Origin of the sequence: Telmatobacter bradus, from assembly GCF_048629425.1 — a bacterium.
Classification (GTDB): Bacteria; Acidobacteriota; Terriglobia; order Terriglobales; family Acidobacteriaceae; genus Telmatobacter; species Telmatobacter bradus.
Genome location: NZ_CP184532.1, coordinates 524,856 through 550,511 on the forward strand (window position 1 = coordinate 524,856; position 25,656 = coordinate 550,511).

Genomic DNA, 25,656 nt, shown 5'->3' on the forward strand with positions numbered 1-25,656 from the left:
TTTAGTGCAAACTTATCAGCTTTTGTTCTGCGGCACGTTGGATTGTGGGGCGAAACTTTCTTACGGAAAAATAAGGAGATCCACTCCAATGGAGTGGATCTCCTCTGTTGTACTGCGGCTCTTTGCGCTAGAAAGCGTAACGCAACGAGAGCTGGAAGAAGCGCGAGTCCGGTGCATGATTCTGCAGCGAACGTGTGCCGGTGATCCGACCGCCGTTCCCGTCGATATTGGTATCGTTCGGGTTGCCAAGGGCCGGGCTGTTGAAGAGGTTGAAGACATCGGTGCGGAAGTCCAGCTTCTGTTCGTGATAAATCTTGAAGCTCTTGAACAGAGAGGCATTCACGCGCTGGTAGCCGGGGCCGGCGATCTGGTTACGGCGTCCGCCCACGTACCCAAGAATGGCCGGGTTGTTGTAGCCGGTCAAATAAGTTCCCTTGGTCAGCGGATGGTCACCGGTGCTGGACGAGTTCCAGGGGTTCTGGAAGGCGCAGGGGTTGAACCAGTGACTGGCGTTCTTGACCGAAGTCGGGCAAGAGATTGAGCTGTTGTTGCTGGGGGCAGATCCACCGCCCGCGTAGGGGTTTCCGATCTGCTCGGCACGTGCACCGATGTTATCCGGAGTGGTGACGCTGTTTGGCCAGACGGTGAAGAAGTTACCGCTCTGGGCGATAAACATCGCATTGACCGACCAACCGCCGACGATCTCATTCAGTACCGCGCTGTGGTTCAGGTAGGTGCGGCCCTTGCCGAAGGGAACTTCGTAGAGGGCGTTGAAGGTCAGGCGGTGACGGGTATCCCACGGCGACTGCGAGCGGTCAAAGTGGAGCGGAACCAGGTTGAAGTTCACATCGCCGGTATCGCCCGAAGAACCGAGCGGCGTATCGATGTCGTCAATGGAGTGCGACCAGGTGTAGGTGGCCAGCAGGTTGTAGCCGTGCGACATACGCTTTTCTAGTTTGGTCTGCAGCGCGCTGTATTCGCTGGAGCCCTGATCGACTACGTTGGCGCTTCCGCCGGCATCCGGGAAGGGGCGCTGATTGTTGGAGCCTTGGCCGGATGCGACGGCAGCCAGCTGACTGTTGGCGTCAACGTTGGTCAGGATGTGGCGTCCGGTGTTACCTACATAGCTGGCCGTAACCACCATATCGTTGGTCAGGCCACGCTCGACTGCCAGGTTCCAGCTTTCGGTGTAGGGGGTCTTGGGCTTGGCTTCCGCGCCACGCATGGTCAGGCCCGTGGTGTTGGAGGCAAAACCGTTGGCGATGATCGATGAGAAGCCGCTGGACAGCGAGATTCCGTCCGTCGAGCAGGAGGTGGTTCCGCAAGCCGACGGGGTGAAAGTCCCGGTGAACTGGAAGGGATAGTTTTCGCCGAGGTTCGGCCAGTAGCCCACGCTCTCCAAGCCGCCGTAGAAGATGCCGAAGCCGGCGCGCAAGGTGGTTTTCGGATCCAGCGAATAGGACAGACCCAAACGCGGAGCGAAGTTGGTCTTCTGCGCCGTCAGCAGATGCGGATTGGAGGTCTCTACCGGAGTGATGTTGTCATACCCGAGCACTGTATTGTAGTTCGGGCTGTATTTGCTGCTGTTCATCACACTCTGGGCATAGGTCCAGGCTTGAGAGGGGATAAGGTATTTGCCTTTGCCGCTGCCGCATCCGGTGGTAGACGCAATGGATGGGTTGGTGCAGGTAGAGGTCGAACTGAAGCTGAACGTGCTCGGGTCAGGCACGAAAGCCGCCTGATAGCCGCCCACATCCTGATAGGGCTGGAAGTACTCCCAGCGCAGGCCGGCATTCACGGTGAGCTTCCGGCTCAAACGCCAGTCGTCCTGGACGTAGAAGGCCCAGTTGGAGCGCTGGTCGCCGTTGGTAACTTCGTTGGAGAGTGCGGCGTCGTGCTGCTGGTCGAGCAGGAAGTCGGCCACGCCCCAGCCGGTGTTCTTGACGGCGGTACCACCAGCGACGTTGGCGGTGAACGCACCGTTGTAGTTGTAGGTGCCGCGCGCATCCTGCGGCTGCAGGGTAGAGAAACGGACGTTGATGAAGGAGACGCCGGCTTTGAGCGTGTGGTTGCCCAGAATCTTGGTTACATTGTCGATGATCTGGTAAACGTTCTCATGTTCGTCCGTGGTGGACCAGGTGGGCGAGCCGAAGCCGCTCAAAGCGTCGTCGCTAGTGTTTTCGTTGTAGTACGTGTTGACCCAGGGCAGACCGCCGTTGAGGGGCTCGGTTGGAATGCCGTTGACGCCGATCGAGGCTGCGAATCCAAGGTCGGCAGCGTTCACGTGCTGGAAGCCGGTGTGCAGGTAGTTGAAGCCGAAGCGGAATTCGTTGGTGAATGTGTCGTTAAACAGGTGAGTTTCCGACGCCATGAAGTTGGCGGCGTAGTCCTTCTGCTTACCGGTGTCGCCAAAGCTGCCACCATCGAGGGTGGAACCCAGCGGAGGCGTATACATGCCAACTTCATTCGAATAGCTGTAGCGGCTGTACGCCGTGTCCTTGGGGCCGATGGTGTAGTCCATACGGGTATCCCACTGGAAGGTATTGTCCGTGATGGGGCGCTGCACAACGTAGTTGTTGTAGACCTTGCTACCGTTGGCATTGGGCGACGGGAAGTAGTTGAGCAATTTCACCGCTTCCGCATTGAGCGTAGGAGCCGAGAAGCTGCTGCTGGTAAAGGTACAGGCGTTGCTGGTAACTAAGCAGTTGTTCGCGTAGACGGCTGCTGCACTGCCCGAAGCCTGATGGTAGAGCTGGTGAGCGTTGCCGTCAGAGGTAAGTGAAGTATTCAGAAGTTCGGAAAAGTTCCCCTGGCGCATATTGGCGGTGGGAACGGTCTCCGTGGTGGTTTCGGCCATGGCGATGCGGGTACTTTGGAAGTCGCCAAAGAAGAAGAGCTTGTTCTTCCAGATCGGGCCACCGAGGGTAGCGCCGAACTGATTGTCGTGATAGGCGGGCACTGCCTGCAAACCATCCACGGCCGTCTTAGACGCATATTCCCAGTCGTGGATGTCGAAAGCCGTGTTGCGGACATACTCCCACAAACTGCCGTGGAAGCTGTTGGAGCCCGACTTGATGCTGGCGATGATCGCCGCGCCTGCCGAGTGACCGAACTCAGCCGAGTAGTTGGAGGTCTGGACCTTGAACTCAGCCAGAGCGTCCGGGGGAGGGTTCACTGAGAAGCTTGCACCGTTGTAGAAGTCCACAACGTTGGCGTTGTTGTCCACGCCGTCTAGAACGAAGTTGTTTTCTTCGGCACGCTGGCCGTTGGCTTCAAAGTCGCCTTTGCCGCCGCCGCGAGCGCCGTCAGCCACTGCGGTACCGGCTGAGAGCTGGGCAATGTAAACCCAGTTGCGGCCGTTTAACGGGACGCTGTTGATGGTCTCGGTGTCCATGGTCTGGCCGACCGAAACATCCTCGGTCTGCATGAGCGGAGCTTCGGTGGTTACCGTGATGGTTTCAGCCGCAGCGCCAGGTTTCAGGGTGAGAACGACACTGAGACGTTGCTGAATGTTGAGCTTAAGATTGGTCTGGGTGGTGGTTTCAAAGCCTGCCGCAGCGGCCGTGATCTTGTAGTTGCCAATCTTTACGGGCGGAAAGGTGAAGATGCCGGCACCATCTGTTTTTGCCTGCGAAATCTGACTGAGGTCGATGTTGGTCAGAGTCACACTGGCATTGTTGACGACTGCGCCGGTCTGATCCAGAACCACTCCTGTGATGGTGCCTTGGTCAGCCTGGCCGAACAAACGGTGAGCGGACGCAAGCAACACTACAAGTGCTAGCGCTGCCATGAACCACTGGCGTTTGATTTTCATGAATTGCCTCCAAGTTACATATGTCCCGAGTTACAGTAAATGGGGTTAAATTTGTTTTTCTTTCCGGCCTTGCCCCCCAACTGCTCAGGAGCAGGGAACTGTAGCCGTGTATACGGTTACATCCGAACAAATCTGACCACGGCGGCAAGGTACGATGGGGAAATGACGACTGTCAAGATGTTTTTCCCAGGCCCAGTGGAAAGCGGTTACAATCAACACAACCTCCGCATGAAGAGGTAAATATGTCCATCAGCATTCACGAGATTGCCAAACTTTCAGGTGTTTCTACCGCCACTGTTTCGCGGGTCATCAACGGGTCAAGCCGGGTTAGCCCAGCCACCGCCGCGAAAGTGCAGGAGATGATTCAGCAGCTGAATTTTGTGCCGGATAATCGTGCTATTCATCTAAGTCGTGGAAAAAGCCAGATTTACGGCATTATCATTCCGGACCTTACCAATCCGTTTTTTACCGAAACGGTCAAGGAGTTCGAGGCTCTGCTCTTTGAAAATGAGCAGGAGATGCTGGTAGCCAACACGGACTTCCACGGAACCCGTCTGCAGCGTTCCGTGCACAGAATGCTGCTGCGCCGCGTGGATGGCGTGGCAATTTTGACCTCGGAACTGGAGGCGGCTTCGCTGGAATCACTGGTGCAGAACCGCATCTCGGTTGTGACTACGGATCATTACAGGACAGCATGCGGAATCAGCGATATAGCCATTGATTTCGGCTCTGGAATCACGCAGATGGTGGAGCATTTGAAGCAGCTCGGGCATCGTAATCTGGGCTTTATTGGCGGTACTGAGGGGCTGATTACATCGCGCGTCCGCCGCGAGAGCTTCATGGACGCCGTGGTCAAGCAGGGGCTCTCGTCCCGCGCTGGCTGGATTGGCGTTGCAGACTTCACCATTGAAAGTGGCTCCCAGGCCATGGCGCGCATTCTTGCCGAGCCCGAAATTCCCACGGCCATCCTCTGTGCCAACGATCTGACCGCCATTGGAGCTCTTCGCACTGCCTATGCAAAAGGCCTCGATGTACCCGGTGACATTTCCGTGGCCGGATGCGACGACATCGACATGGCCGACATCGTTTATCCGCCGTTAACCACCCTGCGCATCTCCCGCCGGGAGTATGCCCGGCTGCTGTATGAGGCACTACGCGACTCCGGCAAGGATCTGACCCAGTCCGGCCGTCAATTGACGCTGCCCCTCTCGCTGGTCGTGCGCAAATCCACCGGACCGGCCCCCAAGCAAGGCGGTGGAAGTACTGAAAAACGCACCCTTACCAGAACCAGAAAGTAAGCAGGCAAAAGCTGATTGCCAGCGCTGTTGCCCAGCTGATCGTTGCCGTAGTAAAGCGCAGTGGAACCCGCATGGGTGCGTTTGTGTGTGCTGTCATAACGCCATCGGGCCTTCGCAGGCGGTGCAACAAGAGCGCCGTTACTGCCGTGACAACATAGCCAAGGACGGCCGCGTAGAAGTCTTCCGCCATACGGCTGCCGTAGTGTAGAAACCCGGCGCAAACCAGACAGTGATGGATGATTCCGCAGCTCAGCCCCACGGCAAGAGCTCCCAAACCACCCCGTCGCACCCTGCCGGGCAGGATGGCCCCCATACTAACCAGAGCAAAGATCGGGGCGTTGAATGTGGCCAGAATCATCTGGATGTACTCCATCAGATTGGCGTAATTCAGCGCCAGATAGGCCGCCCCAACCGAGAGTACAACCGCAGCCGCATTGCTCAATTGGCTGATCCGCAGATAGTGCTGCTCGCTAGCTCCACAATGCAGCCATGGCCGGTAGATGCTTTGCACCCAGACCGAATTGAAACCGGCTACATTGTTGGCGAAGGTTGAAACCAGGCTGGCGGCAATGCCCATCACCCCAATCGTCATTCCCAAGGGGGAATAGTAATGCATCATCAGCATGGGCAGGGTTGCATTCCAGTTGGTTTGACCATGCGGCAAAAGCACCAGCGGCGCAGTGATGCCGGGCAGAACCACGAGGAAGGCAAAGAACGTTTTGACCGTGGCCAGGCTCAGCGGAACCGCAGGCACAGCCTCAGGCCGACGCACGGAAAGTGCCCGCTGCATCTGCACAAAATCTGTACCCCAGTAGCTCAGACTCAGCACCAGCAGCAATCCAAAGAAGACTCCGAAACGGTCCATGGGCGCTCCCGGATCGAGCAGTGGCAGTGTTTTCCATGTATGCAGCCGTGCAGCGGGAATTACTGCTAGCCAGTGTGAAAAGCCGCCAAAGCTACGCAGCATGATCAGAAACAGGGGCACAATGGCCGCCAGCACCACGGCAAAATGGAGTAGTTCGGTGTACACCGTGGCGCGAAAGCCGCCAGCCCAGGTGTAGAGCAACACCAACGGCGCGGTAACCAGCACGCCTGTCAGTACGCTCCAGCCTAGAAAGCTGGCAAGCGCTTGCGTTACTGCGTACAGGCACACACCGGCCAGCAGCATCATCATGACGGCCATGCCCAGAGCGGCCAGCGTGCGTGTTGGCCGTCCGTAGTAGTGTTCAATAAAGTCCAGAATCGTAGGATAGCCGCCACGCGCATAGGCGGGCAGTAGCCAGAAGGCCAGCACGAGCAAGGCAGGAACAGCTCCAGCCCAGTAAAAATGGCAGGCCAGCATCCCATACTGGGCACCTAATGCCATCATCACAAATACGTCCAATGAGCCGCAATTGGCCGCCACGCAGGCTGTGATGCTCACCCAGAGCGGAAGTGAGCCGGTCGCGTTCAAATACTGGTTGGAGTCGCCTTTTTTTCGGCCGCTTTCGTAGCCTACAGCCAGTAGCGCAACAAAGTAGAGTCCGACAAGGATGAAAGGGAAAGAACCATGAGACATCATCTGGTATTCGTTGCCTCTGGAATGACTCCTGCCAACGAAGAGAAATTGTATGCGATGGCCCCGGGAACCAGACCAGTGGAAAATGAGATTTCATGGTTCCTGGATGACAACGGCATCGAATTCTTCGTATTCCACCACCAAGGTTACGAACCCATTTTATGGTTTGATCACCAACGGCAGCCTGGCAGCTTCCACGATTGTAGAAGGCTCGTTGTTGGAAGCATTCCCTGAATTTGGCTCCTGTCCAAACAGAACGCACCCTATGGGCACTCCAATTACTATGTCGATCTGAACGAGAGAAGCTGGTTGTGACGAGCAATCAGATTTTCCAGGAGATCGAATGGACTATCACAGAGTGCCCGATTAACGGTACGTAGTCGAGCCTAAATGGCGCAGATGGTTTTGGAGCAGGGTCGCATGTTGCAGGTTGCCCTGCGGTTTCTACGTGAGCGGGAAGATGGAGGCCAAGTGGATCAGTCTCTATCGGGAGTCTGCTCTGGCTGGCATGAAGAACCTTAGTCCCAAGCCGCATCGCTTTCCCCGGTAAATCCCATCGTCTATACGCTAACTCAGTAGATAACTTCCTATCTTACGGGGAAATCTTCCTCAGCACGAACAGCTATTCTGAGCGGGCTTGCTGGGCTGGATATGGAACAACTTGAAGTGGCGATCCAAGGTCCAGGCAAGTAAGCTGCCTCGTGTAGGCTCAGTATAATTGTGCGCATTTTTGGACATCCTAAGTGTTAGATGGGAAATTTTTACCGGAGGGCAGAAGGCGTGTAAGGAATAGATGCGAGTTAAAATTAGGCACATCTAAATGCCTTCCACTGTATGCCGAATAACAAGAGAACTTGTATCGGGGAATCAATACGTCAAAATCCAGCCGATCATGTGTTGACGGTATTTATTCTGCTTCTCTATCTTGGGCGAATTTCAATATGAGTCACGGTATCATCCTCAGCTTCAAGTGTGTCTGTAACTTGTCTGAATTTGCCTGCCGGTGCTACATGTAGCTATTCTGCTGCAAATCGCCAGGTTTCTATCGCGACATCTGCGACTACTCCAGCCGGAAGCTATGAGGTGACCGTGGTCTTCGGTGAGACGTTGCCTGAAACGTCTTTCCTTCTAGCACCCTTCCTATTGTTGCCGTTGCTCGCGTTGCGGAAGAGACTGGTGTGTCAGGGTGTCTGGATCACAGGATGCCTGGCCCTGATTTTTGCGTTAGGTGCCGTGCTGGCAACCGGTTGTAGCGCAAAGCTGTCTTCCCAGACTTCGCAACAGAGTTCCACCTATCAGGTGACAACCTCTGGCGTGGTTACTTTGGTTGTCCAGTAAAGAGCACTCCAGGAAGCTATCTGTATTCGTAGAGTTCTACGTAGGGAACAATTCTTCCAGGTTGCGGCGCAACCTGGAAGAATTTGTTTGTCAGCTTCACATAGGATCCCTTGCTTGCGATTGGATGCTGTACTTCTTCTCAAATCAAGGATGGGAAAGATATTTTCTGTTCGTTTACAGCTATGCGTTAACGCAGCACATACGGTATGGCCGGCGCCGCAACTTCTTCACCTGCGGGGGGCTCGGGCAGTGGAGCCGCGTCTTTCAGCCCGCTGCCACTCACATGCACTGTGCTCAGCAATGGCCCTTCATAGCCTGTGACCTGAATGCCGTCGAGTACGACATTGCGCATGTTGGCCAGCACTATTCCCTTGCGGCAGGTTCCCGTCACGTTCGTCAGCGAGAAGCCATCAAGCGGCTTGCGCGCGTCGATCTCATCGCCCTTGACCAGCATGGGTACATCTTCAACATGGATGCGGTCAAAGTGAAAATTCCTGACCGTGGGGATTCCGTCCATGCCGGGAACCTGATCCTCATCATGCTTGCCGCTGGACAGGAAATTGAGCCGCAGGAATCCCTGCTGCGCACCGCGCACGTCCAGATCGCTCATTGAAATATCTTCGATGAATGCGCCGCGCCCCGGACGGCTCTTGATGTAGACCGCATGGCTGCGTGCATACAGAAATTTGCAGTGCTCGACGCGTGTGTTGCGAATGCCGCCCGAGGTCTCGCTGCCAATGCCAATGCAGGCAAAGCTCCGGTCGGAAAAGGTGCAGTTGCTGATGTGTACATCCTCAGTGGTGCGCAGCAGGGTGTAGCCTTCTTCGCCGCGGCCGGACTTGAGTGAGATGCAGTCGTCACCGGTATCGAAGGTACAGCCATCAATCACTACATGCTTGCAGGAGTCTACGTCGATGCCATCGGCTCCGCTCTGGATGGTGAGTTGCTTGAAGGTAATGTTTTCGCAGTACACCGGATGAATCGACCACATGCCGTATTGCACGGTCTGGCAGCCTTCTACGCGCACGTTGCGGCAGTTGGTGAACTCCAGCAGCGCGGCCAAGCGATAGCCGGTTTGCGGATCCACGCGGCGCATGAAGGCCGGACTGCCCTCGATCTTGCCCGGGCCGGTGATGGCGACGTTTTCCGCGTCGGTGGCAGAAAGAAAGCCTATGTATCCCTTCACCCATTTGCCTTCCCAGCGCACCTGCGTCAAGGTGTAGTCGGCCAGCTCGGGCGAAGCGTGCAGCGCGGCGTCCTGCTCCAGATGCAGCGTGGTGTTGGAGCGCAGCACCAGCGCACCGGTCAGATAATTGCCGGCCGGTACCACGACTTCGCCCCCGCCCAGCATGCTGCAGCGATCCAGCGTCATCTGTAGTGCCACTGTGTCTTTGGTCTTGCCGTCGCCGACGGCGCCCATCTGGCGCACGTTCAGGCTCACATGGGATGCAGGCTTAGCGTCTTCCGTCTGCCGGGGCGGCTTTGCATTGCCTTCTTCCGCACATAGAGCTGTGGCAGCAAGCGGTATGAGCACCAGACTCTGGCCTGCGGACTTCAAAAAATTACGACGCGACGGTTTCTGGTTTTTCATCCATTTCCCTCAGTCTGGAATCCTGTTTTGGACGCATTGCACAATGCATTTAAGTCCCGCAACAATCCTACTAGAGTGGGGAGGGGGAACTTTGAGCCTCGCCAGGCGTTTGCCGGGGTGCAGCGCCTTGCTGGAGCACGGCCGCTGGATGGGGGCATGAGGATGCAAACGCCCGAGAGGATCGTCTGTCGCAGGTACTTTTGTACCTGCTCTGGAGGAGAGAGTACACCTGTGTGGTTTACGGGAAATCGTCACAATCCTCTATGAAGGAGAAATCATTTCTTAGGAATCACTTATTATCTTGACCTTAGCGGCCTAGCCTGATTTTATGGAGTCGGATTCTTTTCTCTCCCCCTTTTCATGACGGTTTTCTGCTGTCGTACGACCTGCGAGAAGTTAAATTTCACTCTCATTTTCCCTTTTCTTTTGACGATATGTTGCACAGATGACTATTTTCCTTTTTTTTGTCTGTTCCTAATCTGGCAGGACTCAGAAAGGAAACTCGGCTGCATGCAGATCAGGAAAGAGCCCATACCATCAATAGTCTTTCCCTACAGCAGGAAGGGGATGTTGGCTGGGAGGGTAATGCTCTTCTGAAAGTTTTGGATGACCTCCGTGTCCGCCTGGAATGTTCAGTGCGGAGGGTGGGCGGCACTGGAAGATAGGTAGAAATGAACGAACAGATCCGCATCCTGATCGTCGAAGACGAAGAGATGAATATAGATATGCTCTCGCGCCGGCTTCGCAAGGCTGGCTACGAGGTGGCGACGGCCATGAATGGCATTGAGGCTCTGGAGGTCATCGCACAGAGACCAATCGATATGGTGTTGCTGGACCAGATGATGCCGGGTATGAGCGGGCTTCAGGTTCTGGATCAGTTGCGCAGTAATCCGCTGACGCATGATCTTCCCGTCATCATGGTTACCGCACTGGCTGACGGTGCCAGTGTGGCTGAGGCACTCGATCGTGGTGCCGACGATTATGTGACCAAGCCGCTGGACTTCAAGATCGCTCTCGCTCGTATTCGCGCTTTGGCCAGTCGCCATCAGGATCGCCGCCAGCAGCAGAAGCGTGAGGAGCGCTATCAGCTGGCCATGTTGAGCGGTGGCAACATCATCATTGATTGCGACCTGCTCAACGACCTGGTGTATTACTCTCCGGAGTGGTACCAGATGCTCGGGTACGAGCCGGACGGCAGGCAACATACCCGTGAAGAATGCATTTCGCGCGTACATCCTGCGGATCTTCCGTCCCTGATGGAATCGATGCAGGGGTGCGTTCATCCTGTGCAGGTTGTGGGCGATCCGAGCCGGACGCAGTACAACTTCTCTGCAGAGTTCCGGTTGCGCCATCAGAACGGTTCCTATCGCTGGGTGACATTGAAAGGGACAACTGTCGTCAATGCCGAAGGCAAAATGACGCGCCAGATTGCATTCCTGAATGACATTACGGAAAAGAAGACGCGCGATGCGGCCACGGGACTTCCGAATCTTATTCAACTGGAGCAGGAATACGAAAACGCCAAGGCTACACACGTCAGTTTCTCGCTGCTTCTTTTTGAAATCGAGCGTTTCAAGTTGATTGAAGAGAGCCTGGGGCCGGACGGCCGCGATACCTTTGTGCAGCAGGTTTGTCGGCGCGCTCAGAGCGCTCTTTCCGAATACAAGAAACTGGCCGGCGAGCTCCCTCCGGATCTGCGGCTGGCCCGCGTTGGCAACGATGAGTTTGTCCTTTGGAGCGCGCCCGGAATATCTTTGGAAAGCACGACGGAACTGGCGGCTTTTCTGGTTCATGCCATGCGGCAGGATTTTGCTGTGGATGGCCGTGCCATGGTCTGTTCCATCCGGTTGGGGCTGGTGGAAAACTGTGGCGAATCCACCACGCTGCAGGAGATGATTCACGATGCGCGCACGGCGGTTTATGCCGCGCGCTTGCAGGGCAACACAGCATGGAAGGTCTTTGATCCTTCCATGCGCGAATTGCATGAAGACCGTCTGCAACTGGAGTTTGATCTGCGTGTGGCGCTGCCGCGCAAGGAATTCGAAGTCTACTATCAGTCGCGTGTTGAACTCAAAACTGGCCGCATCTGCGGATTTGAGGCGCTGATTCGCTGGAATCATCCGGTGCGTGGCATTGTTCCTCCAACGCAATTCATTCCTCTTGCCGAAGAGGCAGGGCTGGTGCATGAGATTGGCCTCTGGGTTCTGCGCACGGCCTGCACGCAACTGCAGGAATGGCGCAAGAACTATTCGTTGCCGCAGGACTTTGAGGTCTCGGTAAATTTTTCCGCCAGTCAGTGTCGACAGACGGGCCTTGTTGAGGATGTCAGTCAGATTTTGCGTGAAACCGGATTGCCCCCGGCCAATCTGAATCTGGAACTGACGGAAAGCATCCTGCTCGATAATCTGGCCGAGGCGCATGATGTTTTGCAGTCGCTCAGGAATCTTGGAATCGGCATGAAGATGGATGATTTCGGGACCGGCTACTCGAGCCTGAAATACCTTTGCGAACTGCCCTTTGATTGCCTGAAGATTGATCGCTCCTTCGTCTCTGATCTGGGCCTGAACAACCCCGAATCGGTGGCGATGATCGAAACCATTCTGCAGCTTGCCCACAACCTGAACATGGAAACGGTTGCGGAAGGGGTGGAAACCGCAACGCATGCCGAGCTTTTGAAGAATATGGGTTGTGAATTTGGTCAGGGGTACTTCTATTCACGGCCGCTGCGGGCCAAAGATGCGGAATTGCTCTTGAAAGCCAATCTTCTTGCCTTTTCGCAAGCAACAGGCAGTACGACGCGTTCTGAAGGAAATATGGAATGAGGCAATCCTCTGGTTTCATCGCCTGCCTGATAGCGATTCCCTTGTTGATGCACACAGGAAGTAGCGCTCATGCGCAGGCCCCGGTCGTTTCTGGACAGGAGCAGGATCTATCTTCTCTAAGTCTGGAAGATCTGACGCGCATGGAAGTCAGTTCGGTCAGCCGCAAAGATCAGGAGTTGTTTAAAACGCCGGCTGCGGTCTATGTCATCACGCGCGACGACATACGCAACTCCGGAGTAAGCAGCATTCCAGAGCTGTTTCGCATTGTCCCCGGCATGCAGGTGGCGCAGGCCTATGCCAACAAGTGGGCCGTCAGCAGCCGCGGTTTCAATAGCATCTTTGCGGACAAAATGCTGGTCCTGATCGATGGCCGCAGCATCTACTCAGAGATTTATTCCGGCGTCTTCTGGGGGCAGAACGATCTATTGCTCGAAGACATCGAGCGCATTGAAGTCATTCGTGGCCCGGGCGGAACGCTATGGGGCGCCAATGCCGTCAACGGCGTGATCAACATTATCACCAGCAAGGCCAAGGCCCTGAATGGCAGCGAAGTGATCGCCGAAGGTGGCAATATTGACCGTATGGTGGCGGCGCGCACGGGAGGAGAGATCGGCCGCGGTCTTCAATATCGTACCTACTTCAAGGACCTGCGCCGGCTTCCGTTGAAAAGCTCCAGTGGGGGATCTGCCAATGATGCAGCCAACCTGCAGAGCGGGGGCGTGCGTGTGGACTGGCAGGCCCGCGCGAGTGACTGGATCACCGTGCATGGAAGTTTACTTGATGACCGCGAAGACGAGGCAATCATTTCAACAGCAACAGGCAGCGATGTGAACGACAAAGTGTCTGGCTCTTCCGGCAATGTGCTCACCCGCTGGGAGCACCACTTCGCAACCAGTGATTTTGCGTTGCAGGCCTATTTCAGTCAGGAAATTCATAGCGAACTGGAGGGCGAAGGACGGGAGCGTAGTCTCGATTTCGACTTCCAGCATCATCTCCCAAAATTTTCCCGCAACGACGTGAATTGGGGCATCGGTTATCGCCTTACCACAGACCAAATGGGTGGCTCCTTGCTTCCATTCACACATGATCATCATCGCGACGCACTCTATAGCTCGTTTTTTGAAGACGATATTTCGTTGCTGCCAGACCGACTGATTGCAACCTTGGGCGTTAAGCTTGAGCACAATTCCTATAGCGGCCATGAGGCGCAACCCACCGCGCGCCTGCTTTGGTCGCCGCATCCGAATCAGAGTCTCTGGTTTGCCGCATCCCGGGCCGTACGTACCCCATCGGTGCAGGATCTTGATCTTGCGCTGAACGAAATTGTCGGCGAGGAAGAAGGGCTTCCGGTCATTGAAGAAGTGCGTGGAAATCCGAATTTTCGATCCGAGGTTCTGCGCGCCTGGGAAGCTGGTTACCGGCAGAGATATGGAAATCATTTCAGCTTCGATCTTGCCGGATTTATTAATGCCTATTCTGGCCTGCGCAACCGCATAGAAGGCACTTCTTCCATTGTGACCTCTCCCGAGGTTGCCATCGTGGTCCCGCTGCTCTACGACAACGGAATCGGGGCGCATTCCCACGGACTTGAAGCGAATCTAAACTGGAAGCCAATGCGTTCGCTGCAACTGCAATCGGGATATTCCTGGGAGACTGCGCATCTACGCCTTACGGATGGTTCTTCTACCAGCCTGGGCGATGACTGGGACAGCCCGACCCACACGCTGAATGCGCGCGCCAACTGGAATTTTGCTCGTGGCTGGAACTGGTTTACCTCTTATTCGTTAGTTACTAGACTGGACTCACAGGCAGGATCTGGATCTTCGTCCGTGAGCCCTTATATGCGTCTTGATTCGCATCTCTCCTACTCTCTTTCGCACGCCGTTCAACTGCGTGGCGGTGGCGATAATCTGCTGGAAGGCGCGCATGGAGAGTTTGTCTCTAATGATGGCTATTCGGTTTGCGGCCGCATTCCGCGCAGTGCTTATCTCAAGTTGCTCTGGAGCTTTTGATTGTGCGTATGAAAGTGCATCTGCGCGCTGCACTTTGGATCTCCCTGTGGTTGACCACAGGGATGGGGTGCGCCACGGTTGCGCGTGCGCAAACCGAAAACGCAGATCAGGAGCAGATTCGCGCCGCCATGCTCTTCAACCTCACGCGGTTTGTTGATTGGCCGGCCAGTCGTTTGGGTGATTCGCAAAAACCTTTTCTTGCCTGCTACCTGGGCGACAGTGCTTTTGGTCCGGCGCTGAACACGGCCTTCCGTGGCAAGCAGGTGGTAGGACGCCCGGTTTCCATCCTGAATGTTTCCACTTCTGCACAGGCCGAGCAGTGTCACCTGCTCTATGTGCCTTCCAGTGAAAGAAAGTTCTTTCGCGGCTTTGCGGCGAGTCTTTCCCATACCTCTGTTTTAACCGTCAGCGAACGTCAGTTGGGAGATCCTGGCGTAATCATTGGTTTGCCGCTGATTGACAACCACATTCAAATTCAGGTGGACCTGCAACTGGCTCAGGCCAGCAGCCTCACCATCAGTTCCAAGCTGCTGCGCCTTGCTGCAGTGGCCCATTAACAGGAGACGAAGATGCCAGGCTCGTGGCGCACATCCATACGAAAGAAACTGGTGTTTCTGTTTACGGTCAATGCCACGGTTGCGCTCACGCTTTCCTGTCTTATTTTCTGGTTCTATCTGACCATTTCGTACCGTGAAACGCTGGTCTCGGAAGAGTTGGCCACCGCGCAGATTGTGGCCGACAACTCGGTTTCGGCCCTGACCTTTGACGATGAAAAAGCTGCAACAGAGACGCTGAATTCTCTGCGTTCCGAGTCCCGCATTGAGCGCGCCTGCATGTACAGCAAGAATGGTGCGCTGTTTGCCAGTTATCAACGTAAAAGTGACTTTACCTCCTGTCCTGCCACGTTGCGGGAGGATGGCGTGCACTTTACGCTTCGCTCGTTGAATATTGTTTACCCTGTATTGCTTGACAATGAGGTGAGTGGTCAGCTTTTGCTGCAGGTTAGTCTGCAGGAAATGTACTCCAGACTGCTGCGTTTTGGTGCGCTCAGCCTTCTGGTTTTGTTTGGTGTTGCGTTGCTGTCTTTTCTGTTTTCCTTCAGCCTGCAGAAGGTAATCTCTGACCCTATCCTGCATCTGACGGCCATCGCCAATCTGGTGTCGGCAAACGGCAACTATGCCTTGCGTGCCTCCAGCAAAAGCGACGATGAAACTGGCGTCCTGATTGGGAAATTCAATGCCATGATGGAGCAGATCCATCAGCGCGATTTGAAGCTGCAGCACGCCCAGGATGAACTGGAAGAGCGCGTAGGGCAACGCACGCAGCAGTTGCGTCGCGAGATTGCCGAGCGCGAGGTGATTCAGCAATCCCTGCTGAATGCCAAGCTGCAGGCCGAGGAATCGAGCCGCGCCAAGAGTGCCTTTTTGGCGAACATGAGTCATGAGCTGCGTACTCCGCTCAACGCGATTCTTGGCTACAGCGAGATGCTGGAAGAAGATGCCGAAGAACGCGGCGATCAAAGCGAGGCCGACGATCTGCGCAAGATTCAGTCAGCCGGCAAGCATCTGCTCAGTCTGATTAGCGACATTCTGGATCTGTCGAAGATCGAAGCTGGCAGAGTTGAGCTTGCCCTTGAAATGATTTCCATTGACGCGATCGTCAGCGAGGTTTCTTCCACGATTCATCCACTGGCTCGCAAGCAGAGCAACCTCTTTGCCGTGGAAGTTGACGCTCCTTCTCATCGGGTGCAGGTGGATGCGCTCAAGTTTCGTCAGGCTTTGCTGAACCTTCTAAGTAATGCCTGCAAATTCACCGCCGATGGTAGGGTCACACTGCGTGTACGACAGGCTGTGGAAGATGGTGCGAAGTACATTCTCTGGGAGGTGACAGACAGCGGCATCGGCATTGCCAAGGAAGATCTGGGGAGGCTTTTTTCCGCATTCACGCAGGTGGATTCTTCCGCCACGCGACGCCATGGTGGCACTGGGCTTGGCCTGGCCATCAGTCAAAAGTTGATCGAAATGATGGGCGGCTGGATCAGTGTTGATTCCGAGTTAGGTCGAGGGTCAACCTTCTGCATTCACCTGCCGGACACAGAACTGCGCACAAGCGATTCTGTCCCTTCTGCTTCCTCCGCAACGGCCTGAGAGGCTCACAAGGGTTCAGGCGCAGCGCAAGTTCTTCCTGATTTGCATAGGGGGAGTTGTAGGGCCCTGTTACATGGGCAACTTACAGGAATTCGATGGCGTGAATCGCTTTATGTACTTCATCTACCAGTGGATCTGCGATGGTGTAGAAGCGTTCCTGTACAGCCGCGGGCAGCATTTGCCGTAGCGCCTCATAGTCCGCCTGAACGCATCCCGGGAAGGCCGCAAAGCCGATGGCGTTTGCCATGCTGCAGCTTGCATGCGCTACCTCGGCAATCGTCCACGGCGCATCCTGTTGGCGAGGGTCATGATGGTGCGAGACCGCATCGACAAACTCCTGAGGAAGGTTCCAGTTGGCAACCATCTGGCGGCCTGTTTCGCAGTGGTCCCAGCCAAAAAGCTCGCGTTCCTCCGGTAGCAGGCTCTCCGGGGAACCCTGATGCCGGTTCAGCAAGGCCGCATATTCCTGGGGCTGAATTACGGCCAGCGCGGCGCGGCCGATGTCGTGCAGAATGCCTACGGTAAACGCCGTGTCCTTGTCGAGTGAGCTTGCAATGGCCAATTTTTCAGAGATTACGGCGCAGGCCAGATTGTGGTGCCACAGGTGCTTCAATACCGGAAAGCTCATGGCCTTGCCCAGGTAGGCACGCACACCCACGGTTACGCACAGGCCCTGCAGTACGTTGGCACCCAGCACAGCAACAGCCTGCAGGATGTTATAGGCCGGATAGCGCGGAGCATACAGAACGGAATTGGCTACTGTCAGTACTTCGCTGGCAAAGGCAGGATCGGCCGCAATTAGGTCACTCAACTCATGCAGCTGTACGTTTTCATTATTCACCAGCTTCAAAACACGAACCGCTACCTGCGGAAAGGGCGGCAGGCGCAAGTGTGCCCACGGCATATTCGCTTTTGTATTTGTTTTCGGTTCAATGTTCATCAGGATCGCCTTTGGGGAGAATACTTTTGCAAGGTTGAGTCTTTGTAGGCAGGGCAAAGTAGTTTGTCGCCGCACTGCCGGTTTCTTATATGCTTTCTTCGGCAAGAAAGCCCGTTTTCTATAGTGTATGGAATTCAGACAGTAAGACGGCCGCGATTCTCTCTGTTGCAACCGGAGCACTGATCTTCTGTCCTTCCGTACATGCAGGCTTCCTGCAGGGGGGATTTAGCAAGGTTTTTGCGCAGAAAAGGGTAGCCATTTCTTCCCCGCAGGCAGACTTTTGTCCCCTTCCTCTGGAGCTCTGCCCTCCGTCGCGGTACGATGAATCTTTGGGGAGAAAGCATGCCAACGATTCTGGACGGAGCCGCAATCTCGGCGGCCATCAAGCAGGATGTGAAAAAAGAAGTGGAAAAACTGGCCGCCCAGGGCGTCAAGCCCGGTCTGGCCGTGGTGCTGGTGGGCAATGTGGCCGCTTCCGAGATTTATGTGCGCAACAAGGTGCAAAGCTGTCATGAACTGGGTATTCACAGTGAGCAGATTACGCCGCCTGAGTCGGTAACCACTGAGGAGATGCTGGCCCTGATCGCTGAGTTGAATGGCCGCGACGAGATCGACGGCATTCTGGTGCAACTGCCGCTGCCCAAGCATGTGGACACCAAGCGCCTGCTGGACGCTATTGCGCCCGAAAAAGACGCCGACGGCTTCCATCCGATCAGCGCCGGTCGCCTGCAGTCGGGCCGCCCCGCGCTGGCTCCCTGCACGCCAGCCGGCATCATTGAGATGCTTAAGCGTAGCAACATCGCCATCGCGGGAAAACACGCCGTGGTTGTGGGCCGCAGCGACATTGTGGGCAAGCCTGCCGCCATGCTGCTGCTGCATGAAAATGCCACCGTGACGATCTGCCACTCGAAGACCGCCGACCTGCCGTCGATCACCCGTCAGGCCGACATTCTGGTGGCTGCCATCGGTCGGCCCGGCTTCATCACGCCGGAGATGGTCAAGCCCGGCGCAACACTGGTGGATGTGGGCATTAACCGCCTGAACACCCGCGAAGAGTTCGACCGCTTCTTCAAGGGCAATGAGAAGCGTGAAGCCACCTTTGCCAAGCGCGGCTCGGTGATTGTGGGCGACATCGATCCTCGCGCCTTCGAGCTTTCCGGCGCTTATACGCCTGTACCGGGCGGCGTGGGACTGTTGACCGTGGCCATGCTGATGGCCAACACCGCGCGTGCTGCCAGAATGCGGCGCGGGCTTTAGAGATTACACAAAGGATCGGGTGCCCCACCCTCGCCGCGTCTTTATTCTGGCGGTTAGGGGGGGGCAGCAAGTTATAGGAGGCTGAATGGACGACTACCGTAGCGCAAACTCCGCATCTTTGGCGCGCCTGAACGCCTTGCTTGACCGGCTCGGTCCCAACGAGCTGGCGCATCGGCTGGCCAATGGCTGGACGATTGCCGATGTGCTTGTTCATCTTGCCTTCTGGGATGCGTATGCTCTTTCCTGGTTGCATGGTTGGCAGCAGGGGAAAGCTCCCCAAGACAGCACGAATATCGACTCCATCAATGCGGCGATCACTTCCTTGAGCCGCTCGATTCCTCTTGAATCCGCCGGAGCGCTGGCGCGGAAAAATGCTGAAATCATCGATCATGCGCTGGAAGATCTGAATCCAGCGTTGGTGTCTGCCATTGAAGCCAGCGGGCAGAAGCATCTGCTCTTCCGTTGCTGGCATCGCGACGAACACCTGCAGACCCTTGAAAGAGAGCTTGCCTAGATGCTGCGTGTAGGGCTTACTGGCGGGCTGGCCAGCGGTAAAAGCACCGTGGCTGCCTGCCTGCGCTCACTGGGTGCGCAGCTGATTGAGGCCGATGAGCTGGGTCGCACCCTAATGGAGCCCGGTCAAGCTGTTTTTGCCTCCATCGCCCAGCATTTTGGCCCGCAGGTGGTTGCCGCCGATGGTCGTTTGGACCGTGCCGCGCTGGCCCGCATTGCTTTTCAGGAAGACCGTCTGCAGGAACTGAATGCTCTCATCCATCCCGGCGTTTTGCAGGCCCAGCAGGCGTGGATGGATGCGCTCTTCGCCCAAGCTCCGGCGGCCATTGCGGTGGTGGAGTCGGCGCTGATCTTCGAGGTGGAGCGGGACGCCAGACTGCGCGGCGAAACCAGCGGCCTGCTGGCCGACTGGCGTAGCCGTATTGACAAGATCATCGTCGTTACCGCGCCGGAAGAAGTGCGCATTGCCCGTTACATTGCCCGCGTGGCCGACTCGGGGCTTGGCCGGGGAGCTGCGGAAGCCGACGCCCGCCGTCGACTCGCCCATCAGATTTCCGACGCGGAAAAGGCTACCCGGGCCGATTATGTGCTTGAAAATACCGGAGATCTGGACGATCTGCGCCGCAAAACCGCAGCGATCTGGAGTCAACTGCAGTCCGAAAATAACGATTTTGCCTCGCCGCGGTCTTTAGAATAGAGAGCAGCAACGGCCGACCGGCGTGGAACCATCGCGGCGGAAAGCCGTATCTGTTTCTGGAAGCGGAAAAACATGCTGAGTCTGCGAACCATGAACCTGCGCCGTATTGCTTTGATTGTTGTGCTGGGGCTGGGCTTTGCCTTCCTCCTCACGCACCTGCCTGAACGCTTTTCGCTGGCCCGCTTCTTTGGCCACGGCAGTGGATCGCCACTGGAGCTTACCGAGGCCCAGGCCGCCCCTGCCTATGACACCGAAGAGCAGAACAACATCGCTGTCTACAAGCGCGTGCTGCCGAGCGTTGTGAACATCACCAGTACCACGCTGGTCTTCAACTTCTTCTATGGAACGGTGCCGCAACAGGGGCAGGGCTCGGGTTTTATCCTCGACAAGTCCGGCCACATTCTGACTAACTATCACGTCATCGAAGGCGCCAACCGTTCGGGCGCCATTGAAGTGCAGTTGGCCAACAAGCGCAAGTACAAGGCCACGGTGATTGGCAGTGACAAGAGCCACGATCTGGCCCTGCTGCAGATCTCTGCGCCCGACCTGCAGCCGGTCACGCTGGCCGACTCTGCTGACCTGAACGTGGGCCAGAAGGTCTACGCCATCGGCAATCCCTTTGGCCTGGCCGGCACCATGACGCGCGGCATCATCAGTTCCATCCGCTCCATCAAGACCAGCGACGGAGCCCCCATTGAAGACGCCATCCAGACCGATGCAGCCATCAATCCCGGCAACTCCGGCGGACCGCTGCTGAACTCGCATGGCGAGGTCATCGGCATCAACACCATGATCGCCTCGAATGGCGCGGACCAAAGTTCCGGCATTGGCTTTGCGATTCCCATCAATACGGCCAAGGCCGTGCTGGCTGACCTTGCCCGCTACGGTCGCGTCAAGCGTCCCTCGCTCGGCATTGTCTCGTATGCCATCGGCCCTGATCTTGCTTCGCAGATGGGGCTGGCCGCCGACTACGGAGTGCTCATCCAGAAGGTGGTTCCCGGCGGCGCGGCCGAACGCGCGGGGCTGCATGGCGGCAATCAGCAGGCTTACGTGGGCAACACGCCCATCATGCTGGGCGGTGACCTGATTGTGGCCATCGATGGTCAGGATGTGGCTGATCCGCAGGATATTAACGCCCTCATGGATCGTCATCAGGCCGGCGACACCATCAGCGTGACCATCCTGCGCGGCCGCCGCCAGATTAGCCTCAAGCTGATCCTGGGCGAGGCCCACGAGAATAATTAGCGAGTCAGCGAGTCTGCTGGTCCGTTAGCCCGCGGTGTTGGCAGTAGAAGGCTGAGGGCCGGGAGCTACTGCTTTTCGCGGTGCGCAATCACGTCGTTCCGGACGCGTTCGTAGACCGCCTCCGGGACGATTCCTTTGTCCAGTAAATCCTGTTTGGTTCTGTAGGGCCGGTAGCGCACAATGCGTCCGGCCCATGTTTTTGTCAGGCCGGGAACCTTGAGCAATTCATCCATGCTGGCATGATTGATGTCGACCCGGTCTTCTGCCGGAAGCGATTGTGCGGCAAAAGAAGTGCTGCTGAATCGTTCGGTATATTTCTCCTGGCAGAAGGAGGCACTGCACAAGTTATGCAGCAGCAAGCCTTCTGCGAAAAGTAAAAATAAACGGCGCACGGCTAGCATTGTGTTCTGTTTGTTTTCACGATGCAAGAATTTTTATTTGACAGCAAATCGGATTCCATGTAATTTCAAGATCAAGATGCAGACCAGCCTTCATCACGGCCATCACCACCATCATGGACATTCCATGTCGGCGGACTGCTTCGGCCCAAAATAACGCGGCCTCAGAGTTAGGACTACACCCAGCCCGCCGGCGACTATCGCCAGCGGGTTTTTTGCGTTTACGCCACAAAATCTCAATCAGGACCAGGAAAAAGACAATGAGCAACCCTACGATTGATTTCGAAAAAATGGATGGACTCGTCCCGGGCATTGTGCAGGATGCAGGCACGGGCGAAGTGCTGATGCTGGGTTTTCTGAATCCCGTCAGCTATGCCAAGACGCTGGAGAGCGGCTATGTAACCTTCTGGAGCCGCACTCGCCAGAAGCTTTGGATGAAGGGCGAATCGAGCGGCAATCGCCTGAAGGTGATTACCGCGGCCACCGACTGCGACAACGACACCATCGTCTTCCGCGTGGAAGTCGAGGGTGACGGTCTGGTCTGTCACGAGGGTACGGTAAGCTGCTTTACCAAAAAGATCGAACTGAATACGGAGGAAGCACGTGGCTAACAAGCTCAGACTTGGCCTTCCCAAGGGAAGCCTGCAGGACGCAACCATGGCGCTGTTCAAGCGCGCTGGCTGGAACATCTACGCGGACGGACGCAGCTACTTTCCGTCCATCGACGACAGCGAGATTGAGTGCATGCTGATCCGCGCGCAGGAGATGGCGCGCTACGTGGACAAGGGTGTAATCGATGCTGGCCTTACCGGCATTGACTGGGTAGTTGAGTCGGGTCTGGAACTGACCAGTGTTACTTCGCTCACCTACGCCAAGACGAGCCGCCGCAAAGTGCGCTGGGTGCTGGCCGTGCCCGAGGGCTCGGGCTTTGAAAAGGCCGAAGACCTGGAAGGCAAGACCATTGCCACGGAACTGGTGGAAGTCTCGAAGCGCTACTTCGCTCAGAAGGGCGTGAACGTCAAGGTTGAATTCAGCTGGGGCGCAACCGAAGTGAAGCCTCCGATTCTGGCCGACGCTATTGTGGAAGTGACCGAGACGGGTAGCTCACTGCGCGCCAACAAGCTCAAGATCATCGACACGGTGATGGAGAGCGAGACGCATCTGATCGCTGGTAAGCCAGCACTTGCCGACGAGTGGAAGAAGAGCAAAATCGAGCAGATTGCCACCATGCTGCGCGGCGCAATCGACGCGCAATCGCAGGTGGGCCTGATGCTGAACGTGAAGCAGCAGGACTTGCAGAAGGTGCTGGCCGTGTTGCCCGCGCTGAACTCGCCCACGGTTTCGCAGTTGAGCAACTCCGAGTGGGTTGCGGTCAACACTATTGTGGAAGAGCGCGTGGCCCGCGACGTGATTCCTGCGCTCAAGGCCGCTGGTGGCGCGGGTATCGTTGAGTATCCGCTGAACAAGGTCGTGCTGTAGAAAAATGTCCGGGTTGCGCTCTGCGTAGCCCGGATTTTTCTTTCGGGGGATTTGTAACTGGGCATGACTTCAGTCGTGCCGCAAGATTAGCCAGAAAACTTTCGGGGCTTTAGCCCTTGTTTTAAAATTCTTCAAAATTCGATTTTCAACCGTAGTACGCAACTGAACGAACGGAACAAACGATGAAACTGATCCGAACCAAAGGACGGGGAGCGCGGCAAACAGCGGAGTTGCTGGCCACGCTAGAGCGGCGTGGCGGAGCGGCACTCGATACAGTGCTGCCAGCCGTGCGGCGTATTGTGGCCGATGTGCGCAAAAATGGCGACCGCGCACTGTTGCGCTATGCAGCCAAACTCGATGGTGCTCAGCTTGTGAAGAATGCTTCGCTGGAAGCTCTGCGGGTAACGCCCGAAGAGATGCAGGCGGCGTGGGATTCCCTCGACGACGCCATGTGCGAAGCGCTCAACATTGCCACCGAGCAGATTGCCGGTTTTGCCGAACGACAGCTTCCGCAGTCGTGGCACGGATCGCCGATTGAAGGCCTCATCACGGGCCAGCTTGTTCGTCCTCTTGGTTCCGTCGGTTGCTATGTGCCCAGCGGTCGTCATCCGCTGCCTTCCACTTTGCTGATGACTGCGATTCCCGCGCAGGTTGCGGGTGTGGAGCGCATCGTGGTGGTTTCACCGCGACCCGCGCCTGAGACGCTTGCCGCTGCGCACATGCTGGGCATTACCGAGTTCTATCGTCTAGGCGGAGCGCATGCCGTGGCCGCGCTGGCCTACGGTACGGAGTCGCTTGCGCGCGTAGACAAGATCGTGGGTCCTGGCAATCTCTACGTTACTGCCGCCAAGCGTCTGGTCGCATTTGATTGCGCCATCGACATGCTAGCTGGGCCCACCGAGATTGTTGTGACAAGCGAAAAGGGCCGCGCAGTTGACATTGCCAGCGACCTTGTTGCGCAGGCCGAACACGATCCCGAGGCTGAGGCCATCTTCATCACTACGCGCGAAGAACTGGCAAAAGAAGTGATCGAGGAAGCGGATCGCCGTGCCGCGAGCAATGCGGTGGCGAAGGAATCGCTCGATAAAAACGGTCTGGTGATTTTGGCGGAGAGTGTGGAGGAAGCGCGTTCCATCACCAATCGCATCGCACCCGAGCACCTGACGGTGGATGCGGCCAGCGACTCGCAGTGGGTGGTGAATGCGGGCTCGGTATTTGTGGGACGCTGGAGCGCAGAGCCCATGGGCGATTACATCAGCGGCCCCAATCACACGCTGCCCACGGGTGGTACTGCGCGTGTGCGTGGCGGGCTTAGTGTGAACGACTTCGTCAAGCTGATTACTGTGCAGGAGTACAACGCTGCTGCTATGAAGGTGCTTGGTCCCAAGGCCGCATTGCTGGCTGAGGCTGAAGGACTCGTCGGTCATGCTGAAGCCATTCGTGTGCGCCTCGGCAAAGGAGGCAAACGTGGCTAAAGCAACTCTCGCACCGCGCCTGCGTGTGCAGGCCATGAAGGAATATCATCCGCCGCTTGGCAAACGCGATGTGCTGCGTCTGGACTTCAATGAGAACACGCTGGCCTGTTCGCCGCGAGTGCGTGAAGCGCTCAATGCCATCACCACCGGAGCGCTCACGCTTTATCCGGAACGCGAGCCGGTAGAGAAGATTGTCGCCAACACGCTCGGACTCGATCCCGCGCAGTGCGTGCTGACCAACGGTGTGGATGAAGCGATTCACGTGCTCTTCGAGACGTTTCTTGAAGCAGACGATGAGTTGCTGCTGCCCGTTCCTACTTACACCATGTACGAGGTCTATGCTTCGGCCACCGATGCCAAAGCTGTTCCGGTGCTTGCCGACGATGATCTTGCTTTTCCCTATGAAAAGCTGCTGGCAGCCATTACGCCCCGCACCAAGATCATTGCCATCGCCAATCCCAACAGCCCTTCGGGCACGGTAGCCACACGGGAACAGTTGCTGGAGATTGCGCGTCGTGCGCCGCAGGCTGTGGTGCTGGTGGATGAGGCTTACTTCCACTTCTTCGGTGAAACTGTCATTGATCTGATCGGCAAGGTGCCGAATCTGATGCTGGCTCGCACCTTCTCGAAGGCTTATGGGCTTGCAGGTTTGCGTCTTGGCCTACTGGCTGGTCCAGTTGAGCTGATGCAGTGGATTCGTCGCGTACTTTCGCCTTACAGCGTGAACTCGCTGGCACTGGCTTGCCTGCCGCCCGCGCTTGCCGACGAAGAATATCTGAACTGGTATGTGGCGGAGGTCTGCGCTGCACGCAGCGAATTCGAAGCCGCACTCGATGCGCTCAATGTGCGCCGCTGGTCTAGTCAGGCGAACTTCGTGCTCGTCGACATTGGCGCAAAGCACAAGGAATTTGTTGAGCACATGCGTGCTTCTGGAGTGCTGGTGCGTGATCGTTCCGCCGATCCTGGTTGCGAAGGCCGAGTGCGCATCACCATGGGCACTCGCGAGCAGATCAAGGGCGCGATTGCTGCGCTTAAGCAGACCATGGCCGTACTGCGCGCCTCGTAAGGAGAC

General features: G+C 56.5%; 18 protein-coding genes. 13 read left to right on the plus strand and 5 right to left on the minus strand.

Annotated features, from left to right (window positions below; translation table 11 throughout):
• Nucleotides 1-127: 127 nt before the first annotated feature.
• The gene (locus ACOBR2_RS02335; protein WP_420238461.1) at nt 128-3,814 is read right to left on the minus strand and encodes a carboxypeptidase regulatory-like domain-containing protein; all 3,687 of its coding nucleotides are present in this window, start codon (nt 3,812-3,814) and stop codon (nt 128-130) included.
• 242 nt (nt 3,815-4,056) lie between these two features.
• Here ACOBR2_RS02335 and ACOBR2_RS02340 point away from each other — a divergent pair, with 242 nt between their 5' ends.
• The gene (locus ACOBR2_RS02340; protein WP_420238462.1) at nt 4,057-5,112 is read left to right on the plus strand and encodes a LacI family DNA-binding transcriptional regulator; all 1,056 of its coding nucleotides are present in this window, start codon (nt 4,057-4,059) and stop codon (nt 5,110-5,112) included.
• Here the strand turns inward: ACOBR2_RS02340 and ACOBR2_RS02345 are convergent.
• Both ACOBR2_RS02345 and ACOBR2_RS02350 read right to left on the minus strand, forming a co-directional pair.
• Nucleotides 5,093-6,673, minus strand: coding sequence for a sodium:solute symporter family transporter (locus ACOBR2_RS02345; RefSeq protein ID WP_420238463.1), 1,581 nt, complete (start codon nt 6,671-6,673; stop codon nt 5,093-5,095). The two genes, ACOBR2_RS02340 and ACOBR2_RS02345, sit on opposite strands and share 20 nt — an antisense overlap.
• A gap of 1,522 nt (nt 6,674-8,195) precedes the next feature.
• Nucleotides 8,196-9,599: a glycoside hydrolase family 28 protein gene (locus ACOBR2_RS02350; RefSeq protein WP_420238464.1), complete on the minus strand. Its 1,404-nt coding sequence runs from the start codon at nt 9,597-9,599 to the stop codon at nt 8,196-8,198.
• A gap of 671 nt (nt 9,600-10,270) precedes the next feature.
• Between ACOBR2_RS02350 and ACOBR2_RS02355 the strand changes: the two genes are divergently transcribed.
• Genes ACOBR2_RS02355 through ACOBR2_RS02370 form a run of 4 tightly spaced genes read left to right on the plus strand, consistent with a single transcriptional unit; the run spans nt 10,271 to nt 16,580 of the window.
• Nucleotides 10,271-12,421: a putative bifunctional diguanylate cyclase/phosphodiesterase gene (locus ACOBR2_RS02355; protein WP_420238465.1), complete on the plus strand. Its 2,151-nt coding sequence runs from the start codon at nt 10,271-10,273 to the stop codon at nt 12,419-12,421.
• The gene (locus ACOBR2_RS02360) at nt 12,418-14,433 is read left to right on the plus strand and encodes a TonB-dependent receptor plug domain-containing protein (RefSeq protein WP_420238466.1); all 2,016 of its coding nucleotides are present in this window, start codon (nt 12,418-12,420) and stop codon (nt 14,431-14,433) included. The genes ACOBR2_RS02355 and ACOBR2_RS02360 overlap by 4 nt, the downstream gene beginning before the upstream one ends.
• Nucleotides 14,434-14,441: 8 nt before the next feature.
• Nucleotides 14,442-14,990 (plus strand): YfiR family protein, encoded by a 549-nt coding sequence (locus ACOBR2_RS02365; protein ID WP_420238467.1) that lies wholly within the window; start codon nt 14,442-14,444, stop codon nt 14,988-14,990.
• A gap of 12 nt (nt 14,991-15,002) precedes the next feature.
• Entirely contained in the window at nt 15,003-16,580 is a 1,578-nt protein-coding gene (locus ACOBR2_RS02370) for an ATP-binding protein (protein ID WP_420238468.1), read from the plus strand.
• 82 nt (nt 16,581-16,662) lie between these two features.
• On the opposite strand, the gene ACOBR2_RS02375 is transcribed toward ACOBR2_RS02370, so the two are convergent.
• Entirely contained in the window at nt 16,663-17,520 is an 858-nt protein-coding gene (locus tag ACOBR2_RS02375; RefSeq protein ID WP_420238469.1) for an HDOD domain-containing protein, read from the minus strand.
• Between the two features lie 342 nt (nt 17,521-17,862).
• Here ACOBR2_RS02375 and ACOBR2_RS02380 point away from each other — a divergent pair, with 342 nt between their 5' ends.
• The 4 genes from ACOBR2_RS02380 to ACOBR2_RS02395 all read left to right on the plus strand — a co-directional run bounded on the left by ACOBR2_RS02380 (nt 17,863) and on the right by ACOBR2_RS02395 (nt 21,232).
• Nucleotides 17,863-18,777: a bifunctional 5,10-methylenetetrahydrofolate dehydrogenase/5,10-methenyltetrahydrofolate cyclohydrolase gene (locus ACOBR2_RS02380; protein ID WP_420238470.1), complete on the plus strand. Its 915-nt coding sequence runs from the start codon at nt 17,863-17,865 to the stop codon at nt 18,775-18,777.
• Between the two features lie 85 nt (nt 18,778-18,862).
• Entirely contained in the window at nt 18,863-19,291 is a 429-nt protein-coding gene (locus tag ACOBR2_RS02385; protein ID WP_420238471.1) for a DinB family protein, read from the plus strand.
• Nucleotides 19,292-19,987 carry a dephospho-CoA kinase gene (coaE, locus tag ACOBR2_RS02390; protein WP_420238472.1) on the plus strand — a complete coding sequence of 232 codons (696 nt, stop codon included), beginning with the start codon at nt 19,292-19,294 and terminating at the stop codon, nt 19,985-19,987. It begins immediately after the preceding gene.
• A gap of 90 nt (nt 19,988-20,077) precedes the next feature.
• On the plus strand, nt 20,078-21,232 hold the full coding sequence (locus tag ACOBR2_RS02395; RefSeq protein ID WP_420239961.1) for a S1C family serine protease: 1,155 nt from the start codon (nt 20,078-20,080) through the stop codon (nt 21,230-21,232).
• 65 nt (nt 21,233-21,297) lie between these two features.
• On the opposite strand, the gene ACOBR2_RS02400 is transcribed toward ACOBR2_RS02395, so the two are convergent.
• Entirely contained in the window at nt 21,298-21,660 is a 363-nt protein-coding gene (locus ACOBR2_RS02400) for a ComEA family DNA-binding protein (RefSeq protein ID WP_420238473.1), read from the minus strand.
• Nucleotides 21,661-21,890: 230 nt separating this feature from the next.
• Between ACOBR2_RS02400 and hisI the strand changes: the two genes are divergently transcribed.
• From hisI to ACOBR2_RS02420, 4 genes are all read left to right on the plus strand, one after another.
• Nucleotides 21,891-22,241 (plus strand): phosphoribosyl-AMP cyclohydrolase, encoded by a 351-nt coding sequence (gene hisI / locus ACOBR2_RS02405; protein ID WP_420238474.1) that lies wholly within the window; start codon nt 21,891-21,893, stop codon nt 22,239-22,241.
• Entirely contained in the window at nt 22,234-23,109 is an 876-nt protein-coding gene (hisG, locus tag ACOBR2_RS02410; RefSeq protein ID WP_420238475.1) for an ATP phosphoribosyltransferase, read from the plus strand. The genes hisI and hisG overlap by 8 nt, the downstream gene beginning before the upstream one ends.
• Nucleotides 23,110-23,291: 182 nt before the next feature.
• On the plus strand, nt 23,292-24,584 hold the full coding sequence (gene hisD, locus ACOBR2_RS02415) for a histidinol dehydrogenase (protein ID WP_420238476.1): 1,293 nt from the start codon (nt 23,292-23,294) through the stop codon (nt 24,582-24,584).
• Nucleotides 24,577-25,650, plus strand: a complete 1,074-nt coding sequence (locus ACOBR2_RS02420; protein WP_420238477.1) for a pyridoxal phosphate-dependent aminotransferase — start codon at nt 24,577-24,579, stop codon at nt 25,648-25,650. Before hisD ends, ACOBR2_RS02420 begins: the two co-directional genes overlap by 8 nt.
• Nucleotides 25,651-25,656 lie beyond the last annotated feature (6 nt).